This window comes from Noviherbaspirillum suwonense, from assembly GCF_900182955.1.
In the GTDB taxonomy this organism is placed as follows: Bacteria; Pseudomonadota; Gammaproteobacteria; order Burkholderiales; family Burkholderiaceae_D; genus Noviherbaspirillum_A; species Noviherbaspirillum_A suwonense.
Genome location: NZ_FXUL01000009.1, coordinates 49,469 through 72,423, shown reverse-complemented (window position 1 = coordinate 72,423; position 22,955 = coordinate 49,469). Strand labels below are relative to the sequence as shown.

Below are 22,955 nucleotides of genomic sequence, written 5' to 3'. Positions count from 1 at the left end.
TTGGTCTGCCGGGCTAAGCGGCGATGAAGGATGTCAGCGCGCGCCGCAGCAGCACGGTGGCAAGATGGCGCTTGGTGGCGCTCGAATTGGTAAGGTCGGCGACCGGCGCCAGCGGGCCGTCCAGTTCCTCGGCCAGCAGGCTTGCCGCCTCGCCGGCCGCGGACGCGTCCAGCGCCCGGCCTTCGAGCAGGGCCTCGGTGCGCCGCGCCCGCACCGGCGTGCTGGAGATGCCCATCAGCGCGATGCGGGCCTGCCGCATCAGTCCCTGCTCGACGCGGCCTGCAAGCGCCAGACCAGCGATCGCATAGTCGCCATGCCGGCGCGCAAGCTCGTCGAAGTGAAAGCGCGCGCCGGGGGCGGCGAGCGGAAACTCGCAGGCCAGCACCAGCTCGCCGGGCTGCAGCGCGGTGGTGTACAGGTCGAGGAAGAATTCCGCTGCCGGGATGCGGCGGGCGCCGCCGGCGCCGGCGCAGACGATGACGGCGTCCAGCGCCAGCGCGCAGGTGGGCCACTCGGCCGCCGGGTCCGCATAGGCGATCGAACCGCCCAGCGTGCCGAGGTTGCGGATCGCCCGGTGCGCGATATGCGGCGCAGCCATCGCCAGCAGCGGCGCATGTTGCGCCACCAGCGCCGAGGTCTCGATCTGCGTATGCGTGGCCAGCGCGCCGATGCGCAGCGCGCCGTCCTGTACCGCGATGCCGCGCAGCGCGTCGATGCCGGTGATGTCGATCAGCAGCGCCGGCTCGGACAGCCGCATGTTGAGCGTCGCCATCAGCGTCTGGCCGCCGGCCAGCAGCCGCGCCTCGTCGCCATATTCGGCGAGCAGGGAAAATACCTCGTCAAGCGTACGCGGCTTGGAATAGTCGAAATCCGGTGCTTTCATCGCAACCTCGTCTGGTCAGGCTTCATGGGGGCTTGCGCGGTCAGCGTGTCAGCTGCACGGCGAGCCAGACGCCGAAGCCGGTCGACAGCGCGCCCAGGCAGAACCAGAGCGCGCGCACGCCCTCGGCCATCAGCGGGCTCGACGCCGGAGCGACGGTCCTGGTCGCGGAGACCGGCTGATATGGCGGCGGTGACGGCGGCAGCGGCGCTGCCTGCGATGCGGGCTGCGGCGCTGGCTGCTCCGGCACGGGCGGGGCCGTCACCGGCGTGTCCGCCGGGAATCCCGCCCCGATCGTTGGCGCGCCGGCCAGCTGCGCCTGCAGCGCGCTGAAGAATTGTTCGGCCATCTGCTTGGCAGATGCATCGATCATGCGCCCGCCGATCTGCCCGAGCTTGCCGCCGACGGATGCGTTGGCGCTGTATTGAAGGCGGGTCGACTCGCCTTCGCTCCCCTCGCTCTCCAGCGTCACCACCGACTTGCCGCGCGCAAATCCGGCCGCGCCGCCCGAACCCTGGAAGTCCAGCGTGCAGCCTTCCGCGGGACGGATGTCGCTCATGAAGATCTTGCCGACGAAACGCGCCCGCACCGGCCCCATCTTCAATAGCACGCGGGTATGGGTCTCGGTGGCCGAGATCTGCTGGACTTCCTCGCAGCCGGGAATGCAATGCACCAGCACGTTCGGGTCGTTCAGCGCCTGCCAGACCTTCTCGCGCGGCGCGGCCATCAGCATGGCGCCGGTCAGTTCCATCTTGTCTCCTCCGGATTGATCGGGAATCCCGAATTCTTGGATCTTGTAAGGCGCAAGCGCCGCAGCGCGTCACGCCATTCTCCGAACCTGGCTGCGGGCCGCGGCATGGACAACGGTCGTGAAACACGCGTTGCATGCCCCCATCCGCCATAGCCTGCGCCCGCTTTTTCCAGGTTCGTTTTTTATTTACCAGCTGCTGAATTATATGCCACAATACTTAACGCTTGGTAAATACCGACATGAGAAAAAAAACCGCAACCGCGAATCAGGAGACCGAAGCAGCAGGGGAACAAGCCGTTCCCTCGCGCAAGCGCCTGTCCGTCGAGGAACGCGAGAAACAGATACTTGCCAGCGCCATCCAGTTTTTTTCGGAACACGGCCTGAACGGCCAGATGCGGGTGCTGGCGCAGCAGATGGGCATCACGCACACGCTGTTCTACCATTACTTCCCGACCAAGCAGGCGCTGCTCGACCGGGTCTATTACGAGCTGTTCGAAGGCCGGTGGAAACCCGAATGGCAGACGCTGCTCGACGACTCTGCGCTCGACCCGGAGGAAAAGCTGGTGCGCTTCTATTGCGACTATGCGCAGACCATCCTGACCCGGGACTTCGTGCGCATCTTCATCTATTCCGGGCTGTCCGACCATTACATTCCCGACCGCTTCTTCGCGCTGCTGCGCACCAAGCTGTTCCCCCGGCTGGTGCGCGAGACCCGCAGGTATCGCGGCATCACGTCCCGCGCCAGGCCCAGCGTCCGGGAAATTGAATTGCTGATGGGGCTGCACGGCGGCATCTTCTACACCGGCGTGCGGCGCTGGATTTATGGCCAGGAAATCCCGTCGAGCGCCAGGGACCCGGACGGCATAGCGCTGATCACCGATCGCGTGCGATCCTATCTACTTTCCGCGCCGGCCGTCCTTGACGGCGACAAGGCCGCGGCCACCAAAACCCGCAAATCCCGGCAAAAGGAGACCTGACATGGCGCTCGCGTTGAATCACTATTCGATCCGCACCACCAACCTCGATGCCTGCCGTAATTTCTACGAGAAGGTGCTCGGCCTCACCGTCGGCCCCCGTCCCGAGTTCCCGTTCCCCGGCCTCTGGATGTACTGCGGCGACCATGCGCAGTATTCGAATGCGGTGGTCCACATCATCGGCATCGACCGCCAGGCGCCGGGCGGCCTGGACCAGTACCTGGGCGGACGCGACGAGAAGGCGCTTTCCGGCACCGGCGTCATCGACCACGTGGCGTTCTTCGCCGACGGGCTGGCCGGCATGCTGCAGCACCTGGCCGGGCTGGGCATCGAATGCCGGCAGCGGCTGGTGCCCGGCCTCGGCCTCTACCAGCTGTTCCTGGACGACCCGGACGGCGTGGTCATCGAGCTGAATTACCCGGCGCACGAGAAGGCCGCGCTCGACGCGTCGCCGCAGGGCGTCTGAGATGGCCCGCGTGCTGGTGGCAGGAGGGTCGTTGGGCGGGCTGTTCGCCGCCAACATCCTCGCCAGGGAAGGCCATGACGTGACGGTGCTGGAAAAGGCCGCGGGCACGCTGGACGGCCGCGGCGCCGGCATCGTCACCCATGCGCCGCTGCTCGACGGCCTGCGCCGCGCCGGCATTCCGGTGGACGACACGCTGGGCGTGCAGGTGCGCTCGCGCGTGGCCCTCAATGCGGACGGCTCGGTGGCCGCGGTCAACACCCTGCCGCAGCTGCTGACATCATGGGGCCGGCTTTACCACCTGCTGCGCCAGGCCATGCCGCCGGAACGCTATCTTCATGGCGTCACGGCCCGCAGCGTCACCCAGGACGGCAGCGGCGTCCATGTGCAGTGCGCCGACGGCAGCACGTTCAGCGGCGACATGCTGGTTGCGTCCGACGGGCTTCGTTCGGCCGTGCGGGCGCAGTTCGCGCCGGACGCGCAGCCCTTCTATGCCGGCTATGTCGCCTGGCGCGGCGTCTGCGACGAGGCCGCGCTGTCGCGCCATGCGCTGGACACGGTGTTCCCGCACTTTGCGTTCGGCCTGCCGGCAGGCGAACAATTCCTCGGCTACCCGGTGGCCGGCTCGGGCAACACCACCGCAGTCGGCTTGCGCCGCTTCAACTTCGTCTGGTACCGGCCAGCGCCGCAGGACGGCACGCTGGCCTCGCTGATGACGGACGACGAGGGCCAGACCTATCCGCTGGGCATCCCGCCCAACAAGGTGTCGCACCGGCATATCGCCGACATGCGGGCCGCGGCGGCAGGCCTGCTCGCGCCCCAGTTCGCCGAGATCATCGCGAAGACGGTCCAGCCTTTCCTGCAGCCCATCTATGACGTCAGCTCGGAGCAGATCGCGTTCGACCGCGTCGTGCTGATGGGCGATGCGTCCTTCGTCGCCCGGCCGCACGTGGGCATGGGCGTAACCAAGGCGGCGCAGGATGCAATGGCGCTGGCCGACTGCATCGCACGCCACGGCGCCGGCCCGGACGCGGCGCAGGCCTACCAGGCGCTGCGCCTGCAGCCGGGCCAGGCCGTGGTGCAGCGCAGCCGCGAACTCGGCGCCTACATGCAGGCGCAGTCCGGCCCGGAAGCGGCGTCGGCCAGCCGCAGTGCGGACAACGTGCTGCGGCTGACCGCCGTGGACCCGGAGAGCGCAAGCCAAGGGGGCCAGCCCAGATAACAAGCCAGCACGCCTGAATTGGCAGAAGTCGACAACAACCATCATCGTTCATCGCAAGCAATGAGGAGACAAGCATGACCCAGCCCGCCCCAGACAAACGCCGCCGCCAGCTGATCGGCGCCGGCATCGCCGCCGCCAGCTCGCCGCTGTGGTTCAACATCGCCCGGGCGCAGAACAGCGCGCCGATCAAGATAGGTTTCCCGACGCCGCTCACCGGCGCGTTTTCCGCGGAAGCCCAGGACCAGAAGCGCGCCGCCGAACTGGCGGTGAAGGAATTCAACGAGAGCGGCGGCTTCAACGGCCGCATGGCCGAACTGCTGGTGCGCGACGACAAGCTCAATCCGGGCGAAGCGGCGACCCGCACGCTGGAGCTGATCGAGAAGGACAAGGTCGACTTCGTGGTAGGCTCGCTGTCGGCCGCCACGCAGCTGTCGATCAACGCGGTCTGCAAGGAACGCAAGATCCTGTTCAACTCCATCAGCCAGTCGGACGCGATCAACGAAGCCAAGGACTGGAGCCTCTACACCTTCCACGAGGCGCTCAATCCGCATATCACCGCCGGCGCCGTCGCCCGCTATGCGTTTCCGAAATTCGGCAAGAAGGTGGTCTACCTGACCGCCGACTATGCGTACGGCCACGAGATGGTGCGCGGCTTCCAGCGCGCCGGCGCGCCGCTGGGCGTGCAGACGCTGGCCGACATCCGCCACCCGATCGGCGCGTCCGACTACTCGGCCTTCCTGCCGCGCATACAGGCGCTGAAGCCCGACGTGCTGGTGCTGTGCAACTTCGGCCGCGACCTGGTCAACTCGGCCAAGCAGGCCACCGACTTCGGCCTCAAGTCCGGCACCAAGATCATCACGCCGGTGCTGCTCTACACGTCGCGGCTGGCCGGCGGCGCCGACGCGTTCGACGGCATCATCGGCGGGACGTCCTATTACTGGGGCATGGAAGACACGGTGCCGTCGGCGAAGCAGTTCAACGACAAGTTCCGCAAGGCCTTCGGCGGCGCGGTGCCGTCGGACTACGGCGCGCTCGGCTATGCCGGCGTGCGCAGCGTGCTGCAGGCGGTGCGCAATGCGAAGTCGACCGAGTCGCTGGCCGTCAGCATCGCGCTGCGCCAGCTGAAATACGACTGGTACAAGGGCGAGCAGTTCTATCGCAAGTGCGACCACCAGTCGGTGCAGTCGGTGATCATCGTCGAGTCGAAGTCCAAGAACATGAAGGACAAGAACGACGTGTTCAACGTGCTCGCGATCGAGAAGCCGAACGAGCAGCTGCTGCGCACATGCGACGAGTTGGGCCACAAGGTCACGACCTGATAACCATAATAAGTACGAGGACTTGACTCATGGGTGAAATAACACCCCAGCTGCTTGCCGTGCAGCTGGTGACCGGGATCGCGCTCGGCGCGGTATATGCGCTGCTTGCCATAGGCCTTTCGCTGATCTTCGGCATGCTAACGGTGGTCAACTTCGCCCATGGGGCTTTCTACATGGTGGGCGCCTTCCTCGGCGTCTATTTCCTGAGCCTGACCGGCAATTTCTGGCTCAGCCTGGTGCTGACGCCGCTGGCCGTCGGCGCGCTGGGCCTGCTGACCGAGCGCTTCCTGGTGCGCCCGCTCTACGGCCGCGGCATCGACTATCCGCTGCTGCTGACCTTCGGCCTGTCCTATGTGCTGATCGAGGCAATGCGGGTCGCATTCGGCATCGAGGGGCTGCCGTCCACCACGCCGGAATCGCTGCGCGGCGCGGTGAACCTCGGCATCGGCTATTTCCCGAAGTACCGGCTGTTCCTGATCGCGGCCACCGCGGTCATCGTGCTCGCGCTGTGGCTGTTCATCGAGAAGACCCGTTACGGCCTGATCATCCGCGCCGGCTCGCGCGACCCGGAAATCGTCCGCGTGCTGGGCGTGGACGTGTCGAAGATCTGGCTGATGGTGTTCGGCATCGGCACCGCGATCGCCGGACTGTCCGGCATCCTGGCGTCGCCGACGCGCGCGGTGAATCCCGAGATGGGCATACCGATCCTGGCCGAGTCCTTCGTCGTCACCGTGGTCGGCGGCATGGGCTCGCTACCCGGCGCGGTGGTGGCCGGCCTGCTGGTCGGCGTGGTGTTCAGCATCACCGCGCTGCTCGCGCCCGATTACGCGGAGCTTTCCATCTTCGTGCTGATGGCGGTGGTGCTGCTGATCCGCCCGCAGGGTTTCTTTGGCAAAGCCGGACTGATGAGCTGATGATGACGCTTCCACAAAAACTCTATTTCATGGTGGTGCGCCACCGCGTCGCCGCCGTGCTGCTGTTCCTGCTGGTATTCCCGCTGCTGATGCCCTACGAGGCATTGGCGGTCAACATCCTGATCTACGGCCTGTATGCGGTCGGCTACAACCTGCTGTTCGGCTACACCGGCATGCTGTCCTTCGGCCATGCGGCCTTCTTCGGCGTCGGCAGCTATATCACCGGCATCGCCATTGTCCATTTCGGCCTGCACTGGCTGATCGCCATCGTCGCCGGCGTTGCCGCGGCCGCCTTCGTCGGGCTCATCATCGGCTACCTGGCCATACGCACCCGCGGCATCTACTTCGCGATGGTGACGCTCGCGCTCGGGCAGATCGTCTACTACCTGTTCTACAAGGCCGAGCGCTGGACCGGCGGCGAGAACGGGCTGCGCGGCATCACCGTGGCGCCGTTCGAGGTGTTCGGCTTCACCGTCGACTTTCTCAACCCGATGACCAAGTACTACCTGATCTTCCTGTTCGTCGCCGCCGCGCTGTGGTTCGTCTCGCGGGTGCTGAACTCCCCGTTCGGCGCGGTTATCGAGGCCGTGCGCGAGAACGAGAAGCGCACCGCGGCCTGCGGCTTCGACGTGGCCCGCACCCGGCTGCTGGTGTTCGTGCTGTCGGCCACCCTCTGCGGCCTGGCCGGCACGCTGCGCGCGCTGCACCTGTCCATCGTGCCGATCGACTCGCTGCATTACCTGCAGTCCGGCCAGGGCGTGATGATGTGCCTGCTGGGCGGCATGGGCACCTTCTTCGGCCCCTTCGTCGGCGCCGCGGTCTTCCTCTACCTGGAAGACATCGTCACCACGATGACCAAGCACTGGATGGCCGTGGTCGGCGTCATCTTCATCATCTTCGTGCTGTTCTTCCCGCGCGGCATATGGGGTTCCCTGGTGCGCTGGCTGCAGCGCAGCCTGTTCCGTGAGGCGACGGCAAAATGACGACACCGATACTCGAAGTCCGCGGCGTCTCGCAACGCTTCGGCAAATTCCAGGCGCTCAGCAATGTCAGCGTCGCCTTCCAGCCGGGACGGCTTACCGCCATCATCGGCCCCAACGGCGCCGGCAAGAGCACCTTCTTCAACGTCGTCAGCGGCGCATTCCCGCCGACCGAGGGCAGCATCCATTTCCTCGGCAATGACATCACCGGCCTGCCGCAGCACGAGTTCGCGCGCATCGGCATCGCCAAGAGCTTCCAGATCACCAACGTGTTCAAGCAGCTCTCGGCGCACGAGAACGTGCGGGTCGCCGCGCAGATGCGGCATGCGCGGTTCGCGCTGCTGCGTCCGCGCGCGTCGATGCGCGAGCTGATCGACCTGGCCGACCACTTGCTCGAGCGGGTCGGCCTGCAGCCGGTGCGCGACAAGCCGGCCGCCGACCTTGCGCACGGCCAGCAGCGGGCGCTGGAGATCGCGATGGCGCTTGCCTGCGAGCCGAAGCTGCTGCTGATGGACGAACCCACCGCCGGCATGTCGCCGGAGGAAACCACGACGATGATGAAGCTGATCGCGTCGCTGGCGACCGAGCGCACCGTGATCCTGGTCGAGCACAAGATGAAGCTGGTGATGGGCCTGTGCGAGCGGCTCATCGTCCTGCATCACGGCGAATTCCTGGCCGAGGGCACGCCGGACGAGATCCGCAGCAATGCCGAGGTCAAGCGCGTCTATCTCGGCCAACATTAAGGATTGAGCATGCTGAAAGTCACCGGGCTCAATGCCTACTACGACCGCAGCCACGTGGTGCAGGACATCGCATTCGACGTCGCGCAAGGCGAGATCGTCACGCTGATGGGCCGCAACGGCGCGGGCAAGACGACCACGCTGCGCACGCTGATGGGCCTGCTGGGCAAGCGCAGCGGCAGCATGGTGTTCGACGGCCACGAATGCCTGATGCAGCCGCCGCACACCCGCTTCCACATGGGCCTGGCCTATGTCCCCGAGGACAGGCGCATCGTCCCCGGCCTGACCGTCAGGGAAAACCTGGAACTCGGGCTGATCGCCAGCAAGGACCGCGGACGCATGACCGAGATGGTCGACGAGATCGCGGAGACCTTTCCGCGCCTCAAGGAGCGGCTGCACCAGGAAGGCACCTCGATGTCCGGCGGCGAGCAGCAGATGCTGGCGATCGCGCGGGCCATGATGGCGCGGCCGAAGATGATCCTGCTCGACGAGCCGTCGGAAGGCATCATGCCGATTCTCGTCGACGAGATGTTCGAACTGTTCCTGCGCCTGAAGCAGCGCGGCACGACCATCCTGCTGGTCGAGCAGAATGTCGAGCGGGCATTGTCGATTTCCGACCGGGCCTACATCCTCGACCAGGGCGAGATCGTGCATACCGGCACTGCCGCCGAATTGCTTGCGGACCAGGAAATACAGGAGCGCTATTGCGCGGTCTAGGTCCGGGCCGCTAGAAGGCGACCCTGCGCAAGGCCGTACGCTGTTTTGCCGCAAGCCTGCGCGCATTGCGAGGAACTACGCGTGTCGCTGCTGTCCAAACCGATACCGCAAACCTCGGCATCCCGCCTGGGCGGATGATGTGACGATATGGACAAGCAAGCACCGTTGGAGCCTGGACAGGCCGCACCGGTCGGCCCTGACGCCGGCCGCAGGCGCAAGCTGCGCCAGCATGCATGGAGCCTGGCGACGGGCGTGGCAGTGTTCGCCGTGTCGATCGGACTGATGCAATCGCTCCGGCCGGCGCCTGTCGGCGCACCGGTCGTAACGATATCAGCGTCGCAACGCCCGGCCGACGGCCCACGCGCGGCCGCAGCCAGCGGCGGCTCCGGCACCGGCGCCACGGCGGGCGGCGGCGAGGAAGACGAACCCGGTCCGGCGCCGGCGCCCGCCCAAGTCGCGGCCGCCGCTCCCGCGACGCCCGCGGCTGCGACGCCGGACCCGTCCATGGCGGCCCAGATCATGGGCATGCCTTCCGTCTACATCCATGTGCTCGACGAAAACGCCCGCGAACAGGCGCGGCGGCTCGCGCCGGAGCTGGAGAAGCAGGGCATCGCGCTGGCCGGCATCAAGGTGGTCAGCGCCGGCCCGCGTTCTTCCGACCTGCGATATTTCCGGCCGTCCGAGAAGGAAGAAGCGATGAAGGTGCAGGCGACGCTGCTGGCGCTGGGGCTGCCCGCGCAGCGCCTGAAGAGCATCGGCGGTTTCGAGACCAGCGCGGTTCCGCGGCAGTACGAGCTCTGGCTGGCGTCGGACTACAAGGGTTGAGCAGCCGGGGGACTGGCCGCGCCGCCCGGCGCCCCCCGCCCTCGGATCAGCGCAGCGCGGCCGTGTCGGCCGGCGCCACCGCCGCGCCTTCGATGCGGTGCCGGGCCAGCGCCTGCGCAACGAAGCCCGATGCCTTCATTTCCTCGACGAACGCATTCAGGTAGCGCTCGCCCGCCGGTCGCCCGAGCGGCATCGCCATCGCCTGGTTGATCACCATGAACCGGCCGTCGAGCATGCGCAGTCCGGGCAGGCGCCGGGCATCGGCCTCCAGCTGCTGCCGGACGCCGGCCGCCACCTCCATGCGCTGCTCCAGCAGCGTGTCGACCACGCGCGGCGAGGTCGGCGCGCGCACCAGCTGCGCATTCCTGATTTCACGCGTCAGGTAAAGGTCGTAGGCGCTTCCGGCGCCGACCACGATGCGCGTGCCCTGGCGATCGACATCGGCATTGGTCCTGATCGGCGATGCCTGCGGCACCAGGTAAGCGCCCTCGATGACGACGTAGGGCGTGGTTTGGGCCATGTCCGCGCCGCGCTTGGGATCGATCGCCACGAAGGCGACATCCCATTCATTCGACTTCGCGCCTTCGACGACCTTGCCGGCTGCGCCGTATGTCACCAGCTGCACCGGCACGCCCAGCCGTTTCCCCAGCTCCCGTGCGATGTCGACCGATACGCCGCGCGCTTCGCCGGTCGCATCATCCCTGGCGGCGAGTATCGGGTTGCCGAAGTTGATAGCCGCTCGCAGCGTGCCGGACGGCGCCAGCTCCTTGCGCGCCGCGTTGTCCGAGCCGGGCGGGGCCTTGGCGGCGGGACCGGATGCGCATGCGGCAAGCGCGGCCAGGGCGAGCATGCCCAGCACGAAGGTCACGGGCCGCAGCGCGGTTCGTTTCGCCGGTCCGGCGGATTTGCGTAGTCGCGGCGTCGGGTGAAGCATGGTCGGTCTCCTCGTTCTTGTTGTCGGGCTGTCGGGACAGGATGTGCGCCGGCCGGTGACGGCCGGGCTACCCGGCACAATATCCGATAGTATGATTTCCTGTCATGCGCTTGCGACGCCTATATAAGAATGCCTACGGAGACACCGTGAAAAACCCGATGATGAAACAAGCCCGGCCGTCGCGCCTGCTCGCCTCCGTGCTGCTGGCAAGCCTGTCCCTTGCGCCGTTGGCTGCGGCGCGGGCGGCGGACATGCGGCTCTACGCCGCCGCAGGCGTGAAGGCGCCGCTCGAGGAACTCGCCCGCGATTATGAATCGGCAACCGGGCGGCGCGTGGCGCTGGTTTTCGACACCGCCGGCGCGGCCGAGCAGCGCTTTGTCGCCGACCAGGGCGCCACTTTCCTGGTCACGACCGACGCCCGGCTTCGCGCGGCGGAAACGGCCGGCCGTCTGCGCGATGGCGTCACGACAGCGGTCGGCGCGACCGTCGGCGGCCTGGCGGTCCGGCCCGGCGGCATGCGGCCGGACATCTCGACGCCGGACGCGCTGCGCCAGGCGCTGCTCGCCGCGCCGCGTATCGCTTTCTCCGACCCGGCCCGCGGCGCGACGGTAGGCCGCCACTTCCTGCAGGTGATCGAGACGCTGGGCATCCGCGACGAGGTGATGAAGAAAGCCACCCTCGCCGCCGACGGCATCGAAACCATGCACCTTGTCATGGATGGCAAGGCAGACCTGGGCGTGACCCAGATCAGCGAGATCATGCAGGCCGATCCTGCCGCATTGCTGGGGCCGTTCCCGGGCCGCTTCGACCTCGCCAGCAGTTACGCGCTATGGGTTCGCGCCGACGCCCCGCCGGAAGCCCGGGCATTTGCCGCGCTGGTCGCAAGCCCGGACGAACGCCATCGCCTGCGCAAGCACGGCCTGCGGCCCCCGGAATAGCCGGCGCAGCCCGCGTGGCGCCACCCCGGCGGCCGCCTGGCTTCGCATTTGCCGGCACGGGCAGGACGGCAGCCCGGACTAGCGCGGAACCGGCAGATTTCCTTACCGCCGGTTTTTTTTGTAAATCTTAGTATTTCACCATCTTTAAACTTTTTTCCCGTCCGTAATACCTTTGGTCGGCAACACGCGGCTTTTGCCGCGCGTGGCGACCCAACGGCACGGGAGCGCAGATGAGCACGGTAGGAAACGAGATCAACGAACGGGCAGCCCTTACTTCAACCAACAAGTTCGAGCTGATGCTGTTCCGGCTCGGGAAATGCGGCGGCGCGGGTCGCAGCGAGTTGTACGGCATCAATGTATTCAAGCTGCGCGAACTGATGGCGATGCCGGAGATTACGGCCATCGCCGGCGCTTCACCATGCCTGCTCGGCGTGGTCAATATCCGCGGCCAGATCGTGCCGGTCATCGACCTGCCGGCGCTGCTCGGCTGCCAGCCGGAAAACGGCCTGAAGATCCTGATGGTCACCGAGTTCGCCCGCACCACGCAGGCGTTCGCGGTCGAGGACGTGGACGAGATCGTCCGCCTGAACTGGTCGCAGGTCCGGCCCGCGGACGGCGCGGCGGCCGGCAACGGCACGGTCACCAGTATTGCCCAGCTCGACAACGCGGTGCACGGCACCCAGCTCGCCCAGATCCTCGACGTCGAGCAGATCCTGCGCAACGTGTTCCCGCCGAGAACCGACGACATCGCGACGGCCGACGTGGCATTCGAGCCGGCGGTGTCGGCGCCGGCCAGGCTGCTGGTCGCGGACGACTCGTCGTCGGCCCGCATGATCATCGGCCAGGGTCTGGACGCAATGGGTCTGAAATACACGATGACCAAGACCGGCAGGGAGGCATGGGACGCGCTGGAATCCATGTCCGCCGATGCGCTGGCCGAGGGCGGCACGCTCGCCGACAAGGTCACGATGGTGCTCACCGACCTTGAAATGCCGGAGATGGACGGCTTCATGCTGACCCGCCGGATACGGGCAGACGCCCGCTTCAAGGCGCTGCCCGTGGTCATCCATTCGTCGCTGACCGGGCAGACCAACGAGGCGCACGTGAAGAGCGCGGGCGCCGACGGCTATGTCGCCAAGTTCAAGGTCGAGGACCTTGCGAAGACGATACGGACCGTGCTCCAGAGCCGGCAGGCCTGACCATTTTCAGCTTCCGGGCTGGGAGCTGGCCGCGCCAACCGGCGAAGATCAGCCCGCCCATTTTTTATCGCGACAGGATCATGAACATCAAGAATCTGAATATCGGCACCCGGCTGGCCATTGCCTTCGCCGCCGTGCTGGGCCTCACCGGGGCCATGACCGGCGCCGGCATCTGGGAACTGTCCCGCGTGGCCGACGCCAAGCTTGAAATGAAACAGACCGCCCACAAGCAGGTGCTGGCAGGCAAATGGCTGGAGAACATCGCCACCAACTCGGTGCGCACGCTTGCCAAGGCGAAAAGCGAGAAGGCGGAAGACCAGGCCTATTTCGACGCCGAGATGAAAGCGGTCAGCAAGCGCATTACCGACATCAGCAAGGACCTCGAGCCGACGATCGGCAGCGACGAAGGCAAGCGGCTGCTCTCTGAAATCATCGCCAGGCGCAAGACCTACACGGAAATACGCGACCGGTTCTTCACGCTGAAAACGAGCGGCGAGTCGAACGATGCCGAACTCAAGGCGCAAATCGACGGCAAGCTGCTTCCGGCGATGAACGCCTACGTGGCCTCGGTGCAGACGCTCGCGAACTACCAGCAGTCGCTGTTCGACAAGGCAAACACCAGAATAGACGAGGTGTCCGCGCAGGCCAGCATGCTGCTTGCCTCGATGGGCCTCGCCGCATTCGCCATCGGCGCGGCGCTGGCGTGGGCACTGTCGCGCAGCATCACGGTGCCGCTGGGCCGCGCGGTGCGGGTGGCCCAGACCGTCGCCGCCGGCGACCTCACGAGCCGGATCGAACCCGGCTCGAAGGACGAAGTCGGCCAGCTGCTGGACGCCCTGAAGTCGATGAACGCGAACCTGCTGCAGACCGTCACCGAAGTGCGCACCAGCACCGACACGATCGCCACCGCATCGCGGCAGATCGCCGCCGGCAACCTCGACCTGTCGTCCCGCACCGAGGAGCAGGCAGGTTCGCTGGAAGAGACCGCGTCGTCGATGGAGGAACTCAACGCGACGGTCAGGCAGAATGCCGACAGCGCACGCCAGGCCAGCGCAATGGCCGAGGCCGCGTCCGGCGTCGCAGCCCGGGGCGGCGTGGTGATCGGGCAGGTGGTCGGCACGATGGGCGAAATCAATGCGTCGTCGCGGCAGATCGCGGACATCATCGGCGTGATCAACGGCATAGCGTTCCAGACCAACATCCTTGCGCTCAATGCGGCGGTGGAAGCGGCCCGCGCAGGCGAACAGGGCCGCGGCTTTGCCGTGGTCGCCACCGAAGTGCGCAGCCTGGCGCAGCGCTCGGCGGCGGCCGCCCAGGATATCAAGGCGCTGATCGACAGTTCGGTCCAGCGGGTCGAGGCAGGCAGCCGCCTGGTCACCGAAGCGGGCACGACGATGCAGGAAATCGTCGACAGCGTCAGCCGTGTCACCGGCATCATCAGCGAGATCAGCGCGGCCGGCCAGGAACAGACGGCCGGGATCGACCAGATCAACCAGGCAATTAGCCAGATGGACCAGGTGACGCAGCAGAATGCCGCGCTGGTCGAGGAAGCGGCTGCCGCATCCGAGTCCCTGCAGGACCAGGCCGTCCGCCTGGCGAATGTCGTCGGCACGTTCAGGATCGATGGCGGTGCGCCATTGCCGGCGGCGGCAGCGGCAATCGCAGCGCCGGCGCCAGTCGCGCAGCCCCTGCGCAAGCCGCCGGCGCCCGTCCGTGCGCCGGCCATGGCCCCGCTCAGGCGCCCAGCAACCCCGGCGATGGTCGCCGCCAAGCCGGCGCGACGGGTCGTCGCGGCGCAGGACGGCGGCGACTGGGAAGAGTTCTGATACCAATCCCAGGTCATCGCGTAACGGATGGGAACGATGTTTCCGCTTCGTCAGCGTGGGACGTCGGCTCGTAGGGTGTAATAAGCAACGCGCATTACACCAATCGTTGCGTATAGCCGGCGGTAGTTGATTGGCCAGTGGTGTAATGCGCTATCGCTCATTACACCCTACGAAGCTTCATCGAGCCTTGCGAACCGGGGATTTCTACAGGACGCGCAGGGCGGTAGCGAGACTGGCGGATGCTTCACAATCCAAGGCCGGATACGGCGCTTGTCCTGCCTGGCGGGTAAGGTGTGCCTTGGTGCACAGGCCAATGCCAGGTCGGCGATGCCCGGAGCCGTCACTGCGCCATTGAACGTAAGTCTCCGATGCCGGCCCTGCGGATCCGGCCGGCCATTGGGAAACGCGGCACCCAGCCGCTATCGATAAAAGCGCGAGCCGTTCCGGTAGCCTGAAGAACGCCTGTCGCCGCTCGTCCGCGCGGACGGCGCCGGGAACCCGGTCAGCTTGCGAGCGACTGCTCGCAGAACTGCGAAAGCCAGTCGCACTGGATCTGGAACAGCATGTGCACGACTTCCTCATGGCTTGGCACCAGCGCCACTTCGAATGACGTCAGCAACGAGCGCTGCTTGAGGTTTTCCTTCAGGGCGCGGGCCAACACGGCCTGTGCATCCCCGATGACATTCTGGTGGACATATTCGATGGTGTCGAGCAGGGACAGTCCTTCCGGCGTGCGGGTGGTCTTTCCCCGTATTCCGGCCAGCACCGTCTGCCAGCCCGATGCGATGACCCCGGCCAGCGGCTCGATGAATCCCGCCTGGGCCAGGCAATCCTTGAGGTCGCCGGGACGCACCTCATATCTGGGGCTGGTCTGTGCGAGGCAGCTGGCAATGAGCATGCCGATCAGGTCGCCCCCGAACTGCGCCGCCGCCTTGGCGGCCAGTTCGGCGAGGCCGCCGAGCTGCGACTTCACCAGCGGCACCCGCCTGGCGATGGCCTTGTCGCTGATGCCGGCCTGGCGATAGACGTCGAGCACCCTTTCGGCCGCATTGCCCACGGCCAGCTGGCTCACCGCGCTGATGCAATAGATCAGGCGGTGCTGCTCCAGGCGGTCCCTTTTCCCCTTTGCCGCTTCCAGCGCCCATGCGCGCGCCGGCGTCAGGATCGACGCCAGCTCGCGCGCGCATGCGGCCAGCATGCCCTGGCTGCGCAGCCAGCCCTGTACCCCCTGGACGTCGCCGTTCGGCGAAATCGACCCGCTCAAGCCATGGAAGAATGCCAGCGGGTTGCCTTGAGAAGGAAAACCGCAAAAGTTGCCCTGCGCCGATGCAAGGTCGCTGACCGTCACGCTGAACACCGACTGCGACGCGGAGAGGGAGGCGGGCCGGGTGTCGAGCGCGCTTAATTTCGCTCCCCGGTCGAGAAAGAGTTCGACGATGCCCGCGTGCTCGGCGACGATGGCAGCGCTCAGCGCGGTATGGCCCAGCGCATCCGCCGGCGCCATGCTGGCGCCGGCATTCAGCAGCGCCTGCACGACCTCGAACCGTTTTCCGGCGGCGGCCAGGATCAGCGCCGTGTCGCCAAGCTGATTTGCTGCATTCAGCTCGATGCCCGGCACTTTCAGCAGGATGTCGACGACACGGACCAGGCCGTAATCCGCCGCCAGCAGCAGCGCGGTGTAGCCGCGCCGCCGGTTGGCGACGTTGGCCTGGGCGCCGTGCTGGAGCAGCATGCTCACGACGTCGGTCCAGTCGCCGGAAGCGGCCAGCATCAGCGCGGTGTCGCCATTCCTGTTGGCCCTGTCCAGTGCGATGCCCGGCGTGCGCAGCAGCACCCCGATGACGTCGATATGGCCAAGACTCGCTGCAAGTATCAGCGCATTGTCGCCGGTCCTGGCATGGGCGCAGTTGACGTCCACCCCGGCCACCAGCAAATTTTCGACAATGTCGCATTGCCCCTCCCATGCCGAGGCAATCAGCGCGGCGGCGCCAGCGGCATCGCCGGCCTGGATATCGATGCCGCGTTCCCGCAGGAACGCCCGTGCGGCTTCGACGGAATTTTCAGGCGCGTCGAACTGCGTCACGCTGTCGTCGAAGGAGTCGCCGCTTGAATTGGTTTCATCGCTATCCTCGAACGAGCAGATCTCCATCGGGTCGCTGGCCCGGCCGGAAGTTGAGAGTAACGCAACCCGGTTGTGCGTTGCTCCCTGCACGGGGAAGGAGCACTGCTTTGTATCCCTGTCAACTTCGGTGGGCATACCGTCCTGCTTTGCGCCCGCCCTTGTGTAGACTGGGCAGCTTGAATGGGCCGGGAACGCCGGACGGTCGCCGCCATGCATCGGAACGTGCGTGAAAAATCGGGACGACCCCCGGTGCTGCTCTTCGAGCGCGCCACCTGGCAGCCGTGCGATCGGCGGATTCGCTGTTTCGCTCGGTTTTGGTTGTTCCTGGGCGCTGGCAAAGAGCCCTGAGTTGATTGATTGCATGGGGTAGTCCAATTAGAAAATCGAACATGAAGACCAGGAGTTACCGCTCTTCAGTACGCTGTAAAAACGCAGGGCGGTGGGTCTCAGGTAAATGCTTTGAGTTCCCTAGTTGTAAATGAAATGCAGTGCAGAATCGATCGTAGCGCCATGCATCAGCCTGATGGACATGCGCACGGGTTGCGCGCGGCGCGACGCCTCCGGTGCGCCGGCCCATGCGTCAGCGAGCGCTGAACGGTGAATGCTTGAATTATGCCGCGGCTGGCGGTGAACGCCGGCTGCGGAGGACGCGGCTGCCCGTGGCCAGACGCTGCCGATCAACGAACCCCGCACAGTAATGTGGTAATCGGTTAACGACGGATCGCCCCGGCAGCCTTCCAGGCCGGGGCGACCCAGGGCACGGCGCGCGTTCAGCCCGGGGAATCAGTCTCCGGCATGCCATATCCTCCCCCGCCCGGCGTCTCGACCACGAACACATCGCCCGCCTGCATCTGGGTCTTGTCGACATGCTTGAGCATCTGCGTGCTGCCATCCGCCCGCTCGACGCGGTTGATGCCGAGCGCGCCCGGTTCGCCGCCGGCCATGCCGAACGGCGCATGGATGCGGTTGTTCGACAGGATGGACGCCGTCATCGGCTCCAGGAAACGGACCTTGCGTATGCCGCCGTTCCCGCCGTGCCACTTCCCTTTTCCGCCGGTGCCCGGCCGGATCTCGTAGCTCTCCAGCCGCACTGGAAAACGGAACTCGAGTATCTCGGGGTCGGTCAGCCGCGAGTTGGTCATGTTGGTCTGGACCACGTCGGTGCCATTGAAGCCATCGCCCGCGCCCGAGCCGCCGGAGATGGTCTCGTAGTACTGGTAGCGCTCGTTGCCGAAGGTGAAGTTGTTCATGGTGCCCTGCGCTGCGGCCATCACGCCGAGCGCGCCGTACAGCGCATTGGTGATGCAGGTCGAGGTCTCGACATTACCGGAGACGACCGATGCCGGGTAACGCGGCTTGAGCATCGAGCCTTCCGGGATGATCACGTTCAGCGGCTTCAGGCAGCCGGCATTGAGCGGGATCTCGTCGTCGACCAGCGTGCGGAACACGTACAGCACCGCCGCCATGCAGACCGCCGACGGCGCATTGAAGTTGTTGACGAGCTGCGGCGAGGTGCCGGTGAAGTCGATGTCGGCGCGGCGTTCTGCATGGTTCACGCGGATCGCGACATTGATCACCGCGCCATTGTCGAGCCGGTATTCATAGGCGCCATCCTTCAGCGCGGTGATCACGCGTCGCACCGCTTCCTCGGCATTGTCCTGCACATGGCCCATGTACGCCTGCACCACGTCGAGGCCGAAGTGGGCGACCATCTTGCCCAGCTCTTCCACGCCCTTCTGGTTGGCGGCGACCTGTGCGCGCAGGTCGCCCAGGTTCTGGTCTGGATTGCGGGCCGGATAGCGCGCGCCGGCCAGCAGCGCCCTCGTCTCCGCCTCGCGCAGCCGGCCTTGCTCCACCAGCTTGAAGTTATTGATCAGCACGCCCTCTTCCTCCACCACCGTGGAGTCGGGCGGCATCGAACCGGGCGTGGTGCCGCCGATGTCGGCATGGTGGCCGCGCGAGCCGACATAGAACAGGATGTCCGCGCCCGCCTCGTCGAACACCGGCGTGATGACGGTGACGTCGGGCAGATGCGTGCCGCCGTTGTACGGGTCATTGAGCATGAACACGTCGCCGGGACGCATCTTCCCGCTGTTCTCCGCGATCACGGTCTTGATGCTCTCGCCCATCGAGCCCAGGTGCACCGGCATGTGCGGCGCGTTGGCGATCAGATGGCCGTGCGCATCGAAGATGGCGCAGCTGAAATCCAGCCTTTCCTTGATGTTGACCGAGTAGGCGGTGTTCTGCAGCCGCAGCCCCATCTGCTCGGCGATCGACATGAACAGGTTGTTGAAGATTTCCAGCATCACCGGGTCGGCGCTGGTGCCCATCGCGCGGCGCTCCGGGCGCGCCTCGACACGGGTCAGGACCAGGTGGTCCAGCGGCGTGACTTCGGCCTGCCAGCCAGGTTCGACCACGGTGGTCGCATTGGCTTCGGCGACGATGGCCGGGCCGCGTATCAGGTCGCCCGGGCGCGTGTCCTCGCGCTTGTAGAGGCCGGCGTCATGCCATGCGCGGTGCGAGTAAAAGCGCACCGTCTCGGCCGGCTGCAGCGCACCGCTGCGCGGCGGCCGCGTCGGCGCGGTTTCCTGCGGCGCGTCCGACGGACCGATCGCCTCGACCGACACCGCCTCGACGACCAGCGGCTTGCCCGCCATCAGGAACGAGTAGCGCTTGCGATAGGCTGCCTCGAAAGCGGCCTGCATCGCCGCCATCTCGCCGGCCGGAACGATCAGCGCAGAGTCCGTGCCTTCATAGCGCAGATGCACGCGCCGGATGTCGACGATGCGTTCGGCCGGCACGCCCTGCCTGCGCAGCTCGGCGCGCGCGGCGTCGGCCAGCTGCGCCAGCCGTTCCTGCAGCACCGGCATCGCCTGCGCTTCCAGCTGCAGTTCGACCGCGGCCTCGCGCATGGTCGTCTGGTCCGCCAGGCCCATGCCGTAAGCCGACAGCACGCCGCCCAGCGGATGGCAGAACACGCGCGTCATGCCCAGCGCGTCGGCCACCAGGCATGCATGCTGGCCGCCGGCGCCGCCGAAGGTCGCCAGCACATAGTCCATCACGTCATGGCCGCGCTGCACCGAGATCTGCTTGATCGCGTTGGCCATGTTGCCGACCGCGATATCGATGAAGCCCTCGGCCACTTCCTCGGGCAGGGTCGCCCTGCCGGTCGCCTGCGCGATGTCGGCGGCCATGCGGGCGAGGCCGTCGAGCGCCGGGCCGCGGTCCAGGTGCTGGTCCGCATCCGGGCCGAACACCCTGGGGAAATGCGACGGCTGTATCTTCCCGAGCAGCACGTTGCAGTCGGTGACCGTCAGCGGCCCGCCGCGCCGGTAGCTGGCCGGCCCCGGGTTGGCGCCGGCGCTGTCCGGCCCGACCCGGTAGCGCGAGCCGTCGAAGTGCAGCACCGAGCCGCCGCCGGCCGCAACCGTATGGATGCTCATCATCGGCGCGCGCATCCGCACGCCGGCCACCTGGGTCTCGAACACCCGCTCGAACTCGCCCGAGTAATGCGAGACGTCGGTCGAGGTGCCGCCCATGTCGAAGCCGATCACCTTGTCGAAGCCGGCCAGCTTGCTGGTGCGGGCCATGCCGACGATGCCGCCGGCCGGGCCGGACAGGATCGAGTCCTTGCCGTGGAACGCATGGGCATCGGTCAGGCCGCCGCTGGACTGCATGAACTGCAGGTTCACGCCCGGCATCTCGTCGGCGACCTGGTCGACGTAGCGGCGCAGGATGGGCGACAGGTAGGCGTCGACCACGGTGGTGTCGCCGCGCGAGACCAGCTTCTGCATCGGGCTGGTCGCGTGGGACGCTGAGACCTGGGTGTAGCCGATGCGGCGCGCGATGCGCTCGACCGCGGCCTCGTGGTCGGTGTAGCGGTAGCCGTGCATGAAGACGATGGCCAGCGCCCGGTAGCCGCTGTCATAGGCGTCGCGCAGCGCGCGCTCGGCGGCGTCCTCGTCCAGCGGCTGCACCAGGTCGCCATGGGCGCCGACGCGCTCGTCGATCTCGATCACGCGCTCGTACAGCAGTTCGGGCAGCACGATGTGGCGGTCGAACAGGCGCGGCCGGTTCTGGTAGGCGATCCGCAGCGCATCGCGGAAGCCGCGGGTCGTCGCCAGCACGGTCGGCTCGCCCTTGCGTTCGAGCAGCGCATTGGTCGCCACCGTGGTGCCCATCTTCACCGCCTCGACCAGCTCCAGCGGTATGCGTTCGTCGGGCTTCAGTCCGAGCAGGTGACGGATGCCGGCGACGGCCGCGTCGCGGTACTGGTCGGGGCTCTCGGACAGCAGCTTGTGGGTAAGCAGCGCGCCATCCGGGCGCTTTGCGACGATGTCGGTGAAGGTGCCGCCTCGGTCTACCCAGAATTGCCAGCGCTGCATGGAAGCCTGCCTTTCAGTGATGTCGTGATTGCTGTTTTATGGTGCAGTCACCGCGTGGATTGCACCGTCGTCGATCGAAAGCGATCCGACATGATAGCCGCCAAAACCCGATATGGCATTCCCGCCTATCTTTCGCCGCGGGATGTCTCCTTTCTCTTGAGAAAACCGGCGCTACAGGCTACTCTTCCTGTCAGATTTTCCATTCCACTTCGATTCCCTTTTTGAAAGGCCCGTCATGCGTCTGAGTAAGCTTGCCTTCACCCTCCCCCTGATTGCCTTTGCCGCAGCCGCCCACGCGCAAGTGAAGTGGGACATGCCGACCGCCTATCCCTCGAACAACTTCCATACCGAGAACGTCCAGCAGTTCGCCGCCGACGTCGACGCCGCCACCGGCGGCAAGCTGAAGATCACCGTCCACTCGAATGCGTCGCTGTTCAAGGCGCCCGAGATCAAGCGCGCGGTCCAGGGCGGGCAGGCGCAGATCGGCGAGATCCTGCTGGCGAACTTCGAGAACGAGAACCCGCTGTATGGCGTCGACGGCATTCCCTTCCTGGCCACGTCCTATGCGGACTCGCTGCGCCTGTACAAGGCGTCGAAGAAAGCGCAGAACGACCTGCTGGCCAAGCAGGGCATGATGATGCTGTTCGCGGTGGCCTGGCCGCCGCAGGGCATCTATTCGAAGAAGACGATCGAGAGCGCGGCCGAGATGAAGGGCCTGAAATGGCGCGCCTACAGCCCGTCGACCAGCCGCATCGCCGAACTGGTCGGCGCGCAGCCGGTCACGGTGCAGGCGTCCGAACTGTCGCAGGCGCTGGCCACCGGCGTCGTCGAGTCCTTCATGACGTCCGGCTCGACCGGCTACGACTCCAAGGTCTACGAGCAGGTCAAGAACTTCTACGACACCCAGGCCTGGCTGCCGAAGAATGCGGTGATCGTCAACAAGAAAGCCTTCGATGCGCTGGACAAGCCCAGCCAGGACGCGCTGATGAAGGCAGCCGAGACCGCCGAAACCCGCGGCTGGAAACTCTCGGAAGAAAAGAACCAGTGGTACCTGAACGCGCTGAAGGAAAAGGGCATGAACATCCTGAAGCCGTCGGACAAGCTGCAGGCGGACCTGAAGCAGGTGGGGCAGACGATGCAGGCGGACTGGGTGAAGAAGGCCGGCGCCGAAGGCCAGGCCATCATCGACGCCTACAACAAGAAGTAAGCAGCGCTACGCAATGCTTACTCCACTTCCAGGCGACGGGATCCCATGCGCGGTTTTCTAGACAGGCTGTATAACGCCGCCGGCTATGCGGCGGCTTTCTTCATGGTGGTCACGCTGCTGATGGTGGTCGCCGGCATCGCGGACCGGGCGCTGGCGTTCGGCTGGCGCGGCACCGACATGTATGCCGGCTACGCGATGGCCGCCTGCGGTTTCCTGGCGCTTGCGCACACCTTCAAGCGGGGCGAGCATATCCGCGTGACGCTGCTGCTGCAGGCATCGTCCGCCCGGGTCAAGCGGCTGCTGGAAATCTGGTCGCTGTTCGCGGCGACCATGCTGTCGGGCGCACTGGCTTTCTATGCGATCCGGCTGACCTACCAGTCCTGGGACTTCCACGACATTTCGACCGGCAATGACGCGACGCCGCTGTGGATACCGCAGATCGGCATGGCCATCGGCGCCACCGTGCTCTTCATTGCGCTGCTCGACGACCTGGTGCTCGAACTCCGGGGCAAGCGGGTGGTGCACAGTTCAGGCGAGATGCTCCGCAATGAATGACCGT

At 66.4% G+C, this 22,955-nt stretch carries 19 protein-coding genes; 14 read left to right on the top strand and 5 right to left on the bottom strand.

Going from position 1 to position 22,955, the window contains the following annotated elements; translation table 11 throughout:
- Window positions 1-13: 13 nt before the first annotated feature.
- Both QOL82_RS13165 and QOL82_RS13160 read right to left on the bottom strand, forming a co-directional pair.
- Window positions 14-883 carry an FAD binding domain-containing protein gene (locus QOL82_RS13165; protein WP_283442738.1) on the bottom strand — a complete coding sequence of 290 codons (870 nt, stop codon included), beginning with the start codon at window positions 881-883 and terminating at the stop codon, window positions 14-16.
- A 40-nt stretch (window positions 884-923) separates the two neighbouring features.
- A complete protein-coding gene (locus QOL82_RS13160; RefSeq protein WP_283442737.1) occupies window positions 924-1,631 on the bottom strand; it encodes an SRPBCC family protein in 708 nt (235 codons plus the stop codon).
- Between the two features lie 239 nt (window positions 1,632-1,870).
- Between QOL82_RS13160 and QOL82_RS13155 the strand changes: the two genes are divergently transcribed.
- From QOL82_RS13155 to QOL82_RS13115, 9 genes are all read left to right on the top strand, one after another.
- Window positions 1,871-2,608 carry a TetR/AcrR family transcriptional regulator gene (locus tag QOL82_RS13155; RefSeq protein ID WP_283442736.1) on the top strand — a complete coding sequence of 246 codons (738 nt, stop codon included), beginning with the start codon at window positions 1,871-1,873 and terminating at the stop codon, window positions 2,606-2,608.
- 1 nt (window position 2,609) lies between these two features.
- The gene (locus tag QOL82_RS13150) at window positions 2,610-3,071 is read left to right on the top strand and encodes a VOC family protein (protein WP_283442735.1); all 462 of its coding nucleotides are present in this window, start codon (window positions 2,610-2,612) and stop codon (window positions 3,069-3,071) included.
- A 1-nt stretch (window position 3,072) separates the two neighbouring features.
- Window positions 3,073-4,290: an FAD binding domain-containing protein gene (locus QOL82_RS13145; protein ID WP_283442734.1), complete on the top strand. Its 1,218-nt coding sequence runs from the start codon at window positions 3,073-3,075 to the stop codon at window positions 4,288-4,290.
- Window positions 4,291-4,364: 74 nt separating this feature from the next.
- Window positions 4,365-5,609: an ABC transporter substrate-binding protein gene (locus QOL82_RS13140; protein ID WP_283442733.1), complete on the top strand. Its 1,245-nt coding sequence runs from the start codon at window positions 4,365-4,367 to the stop codon at window positions 5,607-5,609.
- Between the two features lie 29 nt (window positions 5,610-5,638).
- Window positions 5,639-6,523: a branched-chain amino acid ABC transporter permease gene (locus tag QOL82_RS13135; protein ID WP_283442732.1), complete on the top strand. Its 885-nt coding sequence runs from the start codon at window positions 5,639-5,641 to the stop codon at window positions 6,521-6,523.
- A gap of 2 nt (window positions 6,524-6,525) precedes the next feature.
- Complete coding sequence (locus tag QOL82_RS13130; protein WP_283442731.1) at window positions 6,526-7,506, top strand: branched-chain amino acid ABC transporter permease; 981 nt, start codon at window positions 6,526-6,528, stop codon at window positions 7,504-7,506.
- On the top strand, window positions 7,503-8,246 hold the full coding sequence (locus QOL82_RS13125; protein WP_283442730.1) for an ABC transporter ATP-binding protein: 744 nt from the start codon (window positions 7,503-7,505) through the stop codon (window positions 8,244-8,246). Before QOL82_RS13130 ends, QOL82_RS13125 begins: the two co-directional genes overlap by 4 nt.
- 9 nt (window positions 8,247-8,255) lie before the next feature.
- Entirely contained in the window at window positions 8,256-8,960 is a 705-nt protein-coding gene (locus QOL82_RS13120) for an ABC transporter ATP-binding protein (protein ID WP_283442729.1), read from the top strand.
- Between the two features lie 147 nt (window positions 8,961-9,107).
- Window positions 9,108-9,785 (top strand): hypothetical protein, encoded by a 678-nt coding sequence (locus tag QOL82_RS13115; RefSeq protein WP_283442728.1) that lies wholly within the window; start codon window positions 9,108-9,110, stop codon window positions 9,783-9,785.
- Between the two features lie 46 nt (window positions 9,786-9,831).
- Here QOL82_RS13115 and QOL82_RS13110 read toward each other — a convergent pair whose 3' ends face one another.
- Window positions 9,832-10,719, bottom strand: coding sequence for an ABC transporter substrate-binding protein (locus tag QOL82_RS13110; RefSeq protein WP_283442727.1), 888 nt, complete (start codon window positions 10,717-10,719; stop codon window positions 9,832-9,834).
- A gap of 146 nt (window positions 10,720-10,865) precedes the next feature.
- Between QOL82_RS13110 and QOL82_RS13105 the strand changes: the two genes are divergently transcribed.
- The 3 genes from QOL82_RS13105 (at window position 10,866) to QOL82_RS13095 (ending at window position 14,682) form a co-directional block, all read left to right on the top strand.
- Window positions 10,866-11,657 (top strand): molybdate ABC transporter substrate-binding protein, encoded by a 792-nt coding sequence (locus QOL82_RS13105; RefSeq protein ID WP_283442726.1) that lies wholly within the window; start codon window positions 10,866-10,868, stop codon window positions 11,655-11,657.
- Between the two features lie 230 nt (window positions 11,658-11,887).
- Complete coding sequence (locus QOL82_RS13100; RefSeq protein ID WP_283442725.1) at window positions 11,888-12,856, top strand: chemotaxis protein; 969 nt, start codon at window positions 11,888-11,890, stop codon at window positions 12,854-12,856.
- A gap of 80 nt (window positions 12,857-12,936) precedes the next feature.
- On the top strand, window positions 12,937-14,682 hold the full coding sequence (locus QOL82_RS13095) for a methyl-accepting chemotaxis protein (protein WP_283442724.1): 1,746 nt from the start codon (window positions 12,937-12,939) through the stop codon (window positions 14,680-14,682).
- Between the two features lie 502 nt (window positions 14,683-15,184).
- Here the strand turns inward: QOL82_RS13095 and QOL82_RS13090 are convergent.
- Complete coding sequence (locus QOL82_RS13090; protein WP_283442723.1) at window positions 15,185-16,939, bottom strand: ankyrin repeat domain-containing protein; 1,755 nt, start codon at window positions 16,937-16,939, stop codon at window positions 15,185-15,187.
- A 635-nt stretch (window positions 16,940-17,574) separates the two neighbouring features.
- Window positions 17,575-21,189, bottom strand: a complete 3,615-nt coding sequence (locus QOL82_RS13085) for a hydantoinase B/oxoprolinase family protein (protein ID WP_283442722.1) — start codon at window positions 21,187-21,189, stop codon at window positions 17,575-17,577.
- A gap of 235 nt (window positions 21,190-21,424) precedes the next feature.
- On the opposite strand from QOL82_RS13085, the gene QOL82_RS13080 reads away from it, so the two are divergent.
- A complete protein-coding gene (locus tag QOL82_RS13080) occupies window positions 21,425-22,396 on the top strand; it encodes a TRAP transporter substrate-binding protein (protein ID WP_283442721.1) in 972 nt (323 codons plus the stop codon).
- Between the two features lie 45 nt (window positions 22,397-22,441).
- Window positions 22,442-22,951 (top strand): TRAP transporter small permease, encoded by a 510-nt coding sequence (locus QOL82_RS13075; protein ID WP_283442720.1) that lies wholly within the window; start codon window positions 22,442-22,444, stop codon window positions 22,949-22,951.
- The last annotated feature ends 4 nt before the right edge of the window (window positions 22,952-22,955 follow it).